Source organism: Bradyrhizobium sp. Unk1 (genome assembly GCF_059512345.1).
In genome coordinates this window covers 1-4,140 of the sequence record NZ_JCAMOP010000124.1, presented here as the reverse complement: position 1 = coordinate 4,140, position 4,140 = coordinate 1, and the positions used below count along the sequence as shown (strand labels likewise).

Sequence of the window (4,140 nt, the reverse complement as noted above, 5' to 3'; positions counted from 1 at the left end):
ATCGCTCCTTTGGAGGTTGCTGGCAGGCTTCATCACCCGCCTCGATACGCCGCCTTTCTCAGGTCGTCATCACCCAGGTTCCGTCATAGCTCAGTGGGTTGGGGGCAAGACGCAGATTTCTCAACGGAGATCACTATTGCCGCTAACTCGAAAAGTCAGAAGATTAACGTTACCGCGCTAACGAACTTCTCGCTCGGCAACAATCTCATACTTGGATATGAAGCTCACGGATTCTATGTCTCCAGTCAGCCTGTCACGAGTGCGGTAGTTCAGTTTACCGATAACGCCGTCGCAAGCGGCTTGGCCCGCGCCTACCTCTATTGAAATGGATCGAGCACCGGCAGCCGTAAACATATATCCCGAGGCGCGAAGAGCGCCGCACCAGCGAGGATGACCTCAGTCCTTGCAGAAGTAGACATCTATCGACTAGGCGGATCTGGCAGGTTTTCGCCAAAGTCCACCCGGTCCGACAACGCTGATTTGAGCCAGATCAAGGCAGAACTTCAGGTCTGCAAATATTCTCACGGTCGCGATGCGACCGCAAAATGGCCGCGGACTGGTGCCTGTCCTTTCGCTGAATTACGAAGATTGCACGGAGGTCACCCATGATAGGGCCGCGCAATCGAGTTGTTCAAGTCAGCAGCTTCGGTGATCCGGAGAGACTAGAGGTGATCGACGCTCCGCTGCCGACGGCCGGTCGGGGAGAGGTGCGGGTCCGTGTACTCGCATCAAGCCTCAATTACACTGAGGTGTTGATCAGGCGCCATCTATACCCGCAAACGATGCGCCTCCGTCCGCCGTTCGTAATGGGCTACGACGTCGTCGGGGAAATCGATCAGCTCGGTGAAGGCGTGCACTATCTTCAGATTGGCGACCGCGTGGCCGACATGACGGTGGTCGGGTCAAACGCCGACTATCGTACACTTCGGGCGAACGACGTGGTCCGCGTGCCGACCGGCGTAGACGCGGCGGAAGCGGCTACTCTGATCTTGAGCTGGACGACGGCGTCCCAGCTTCTGCACCGCGCGGCCCGGGTGCAGCGAGGCCAGCGCCTGCTGGTGCACGGTGCCGCTGGCGCCGTCGGCCAGGCGCTGATCATGCTTGGACGGCTGGCCGGTCTCGAGCTGTGGGGTACCGTGCGCGGCGAGCACATAGCGCTCGTCCGAGAGCTGGGGGCAACGCCGATCGACTACGAACATGAGGACTTCACGCGCGTCGTGGCGGGCGGATTCGACGTCGTCGTCGATGGAGTTGGCGAAGACGGCTATCGCCGCTCATACGCAGCGCTCAAGCCGGGCGGACTGCTCTGCGCCATCGGCTTCTCTGCGAGCGTGCAGGCACAGCGTCGCATGTTGCACATCCTGATGGAGATCGCGCGCCTGTACCTGCGGAGACTGTTGCCCAGCGGCAAGCGCGCTCGCTTTTACTCGGTCAATGCGATGCGAGCGCGACACCCTACCTGGTTCAAGGACGACCTGGAACGACTGTTCAGGCTCTTGGCGGCTGGCGCCATCCGGCCGCGCGTCGCCGAGCGGATCGCCTTCGACGAGGTCGCCGAAGCTCACCGCCGGCTCGAGGCGGGCAGTCTCGAGGGCAAGCTCGTGCTGTGCCCGGATCTTTCACGCGACACGATCGGCGCGCCGCCAGACATGGCGCGCGGCTTGGAGGACCAATCTGAACAAAGTGGCTCGTCAGCTAAACGAACGACCACGTGAGACCTTGCAATTTGAAACCCCAGCATGACGAGTGGGCGCTTGTTGCGTCCTATCTGGCACTTTCGCCCGAGGACGCCTCGCAGCGGACGCACGCGCTTGGCGAGGTGTTCAACGGCCTGGGCTATATCGTGAAGACCGGCGCGCCACTGGCGCTGGATGCCGGAACGATTTGCCGCCGCCTCTTTTCTCCACGTAACCTACGTGCGCGTTCATCCTGATCGCGCACAACTAGGCAGCCAGCTTGCTGCGGATCCCGAGATGCTTTTCGATCACTGCGATGCGTTCGAGCGCGGGGTCGATCTCTATGCGATACCCCTCAATGTTCTCGACTTTTGCTCTCAAGACATCAAGATCGGTCCGAATGGTCCTGAGCTCCTGTTCGATACTTAAGAGTCTCTCGTCGATGCGGACGAGCGTTTCTTCCACTTTGTCCAACCGGCCTTCCACTCTTTCCATCCGAGCATCGAGTGCGGCTACGTCCTCTTTCGTCGCCATGTGCGCGATTATGAAATCAGGAGAGTTTCGCTCTTTCCTCGATCGGATAAACGAAATGGCCCCCGAAGAAAAACAGAAAGCACGTGTTGTTGTTGAGATCTTGGAGAACGATTTTATATCGAGCGCCGATATGGCAGAAGCTCGGTTGAAGAGCTCCATTTGGCATGGACTAGTGGATTTACTGACGATGGGACTTGACCCATCCATAAATTTGCTCGCACATCAAAGCACCGGACTCGATGTCGCGCGAGATGTCGTGCTCGCGCGGATTGCCGACATTAAACAAGCCCTCATGTAACAGACGCATTTATCGACCCGGGATGCCGACAAGATCTGAGCCCGGGCCTTGAGCTTGCTCGGCTTTCCCGCTTAACCAATCTTCCTTCCATATCCTTTTGTATTTCCGTCCTCCTCATGAAGAGATTGATCGAAGTATCGGACGAAGTCCGAGCGCGAGATCAATCTCGAATAGAGGAGGAACGATGAACCGCGCTCGCACACCGTTGTGCGTCAGCGCAACGGAAGTCGCGCGGAGCACCTCGCCGTATTGCTCGTACATGGTTGTGCATGGCTGCGGATAGCGACCGCGTACCCCGCCTTACCTTAAAGGCGGGGTATAGGGCGGAGCGTAACGCGGGGAAAACTTCGTACTTGGCAAAATCACCACGACACTGCATCGAGCGGTTTTCCGATCTGGGTCTCGCAATGACGTATCCCTCCGGCGGCGCTTTCAATTACCCACAAATGCTTGATTCGATGGCGATAGTCCTGATCGAAAAATCTGGATCGGATGAATCGCTTGTGATTCATTGTCGGGCACCTGAATCGCGACGGCGGGGTGCCTTGATGTGTTCAAGCGGAACGGCGTGTCGTTGCTCGGCCGGCCCGGATGATGGTGATGAAAGTGCCGTCGAACATTCGACAGAGCGCGAGATCGACAAGACAGCGCTCAAGGATGCCCGTCTCGGTCAACGATTTAGCGAGCTGTTGAAGCAAATTGGTGACGGCATGGGCGGGAGCATACCGTTCGCGTGCCAGGACTGGGCGAACACGAAGGCGGCCTACCGCTTCTTCGCCAACGAGCGCGTGGGGAGGCCGACATCCTCAGCGGTCACTTCGCCGCCACGCGCGCACGTTACGATAATTGTAGAGGCCCGATCCTCCTTATTCAGGACACGACGGAATTCTCCTACCAGCCCGCGAACACGAGCGCTATTGGCCTGACCAAGAGCGTCAACAGCGGCCGGGACAAGGACGGCCGTTGGCGCCATCACACGGTCTGCGGAATGCTGATGCATTCCAGTCTCGCCGTGACTGTCGAGGGCCTGCCGCTGGGATTGGCGGCGGTGAAGTTCTGGACACGGAAAAAGTTCAAAGGCACGGCGCAGCTCAAGAAGAAGATTAACCCGACCCGCGTTCCGATTGAGAAGAAGGAAAGCGTTCGCTGGCTCGACAATCTCAGGCAATCAATCGAGCGGCTCGGACAACCGGAGCGTTGCATTCATATCGGTGACCGCGAAAGCGACATCTACGAATTGTATTGCCTGACGCAGGAGCTTGGCGCTCACTTCCTTGTCGGCGCCTGCGTCGATCGGCTGGCAGGCGATGGCGGTCATACGATTGCAACCGAGATGGAAGAGACCAGCGTCAAAGGCTTGCATTACATCGACGTGCGCAACGACAAGGGTGAGACGACGAAGGTCGCGCTGGAAATCAAGTTCAAGCGGATCGCGGTCTTGCCTCCCATCGGCAAGCAGAAACGTTATCCAGCCCTCGACCTGACGATAATCCATGCGACCGAGTGCGGTACGCCAAAGGGCCGTAAACCGATTGAGTGGAAGCTCATCACAGACCTAGCAGTCTGCTGAAGAACCCCCTCGCCAGGGAGGGGGCTTGATGATTCACTTTATCATCTCGATTCGGTGGAGGC

The 4,140-nt window shown here is 58.4% G+C and carries 5 protein-coding genes and 2 pseudogenes; 6 read left to right on the top strand and 1 reads right to left on the bottom strand.

What is annotated here, in order from left to right:
• The 3 genes and pseudogenes from AC5ZFO_RS47280 to AC5ZFO_RS47270 form a co-directional block, all read left to right on the top strand.
• Positions 1-324 (top strand): hypothetical protein (locus tag AC5ZFO_RS47280; RefSeq protein WP_496124166.1); only part of this gene is annotated, 324 nt, incomplete at its 5' end.
• A gap of 281 nt (positions 325-605) precedes the next feature.
• Positions 606-1,715 carry a medium chain dehydrogenase/reductase family protein gene (locus AC5ZFO_RS47275; protein WP_496124165.1) on the top strand — a complete coding sequence of 370 codons (1,110 nt, stop codon included), beginning with the start codon at positions 606-608 and terminating at the stop codon, positions 1,713-1,715.
• A pseudogene (locus AC5ZFO_RS47270) lies at positions 1,712-1,893 on the top strand (transposase); the annotation flags it as partial. The gene AC5ZFO_RS47275 and the pseudogene AC5ZFO_RS47270, both read left to right, overlap by 4 nt.
• 50 nt (positions 1,894-1,943) lie before the next feature.
• On the opposite strand, the gene AC5ZFO_RS47265 reads toward AC5ZFO_RS47270, so the two are convergent.
• Positions 1,944-2,210: a hypothetical protein gene (locus tag AC5ZFO_RS47265; protein WP_496124164.1), complete on the bottom strand. Its 267-nt coding sequence runs from the start codon at positions 2,208-2,210 to the stop codon at positions 1,944-1,946.
• A 55-nt stretch (positions 2,211-2,265) separates the two neighbouring features.
• On the opposite strand from AC5ZFO_RS47265, the gene AC5ZFO_RS47260 reads away from it, so the two are divergent.
• The 3 genes and pseudogenes from AC5ZFO_RS47260 to AC5ZFO_RS47250 all read left to right on the top strand — a co-directional run bounded on the left by AC5ZFO_RS47260 (position 2,266) and on the right by AC5ZFO_RS47250 (position 4,078).
• Positions 2,266-2,508 (top strand): hypothetical protein, encoded by a 243-nt coding sequence (locus AC5ZFO_RS47260; RefSeq protein WP_496124163.1) that lies wholly within the window; start codon positions 2,266-2,268, stop codon positions 2,506-2,508.
• A 269-nt stretch (positions 2,509-2,777) separates the two neighbouring features.
• A pseudogene (locus AC5ZFO_RS47255) lies at positions 2,778-3,239 on the top strand (transposase DNA-binding-containing protein); the annotation flags it as partial.
• 2 nt (positions 3,240-3,241) lie between these two features.
• Positions 3,242-4,078, top strand: a complete 837-nt coding sequence (locus tag AC5ZFO_RS47250; protein WP_496124167.1) for a hypothetical protein — start codon at positions 3,242-3,244, stop codon at positions 4,076-4,078.
• The last annotated feature ends 62 nt before the right edge of the window (positions 4,079-4,140 follow it).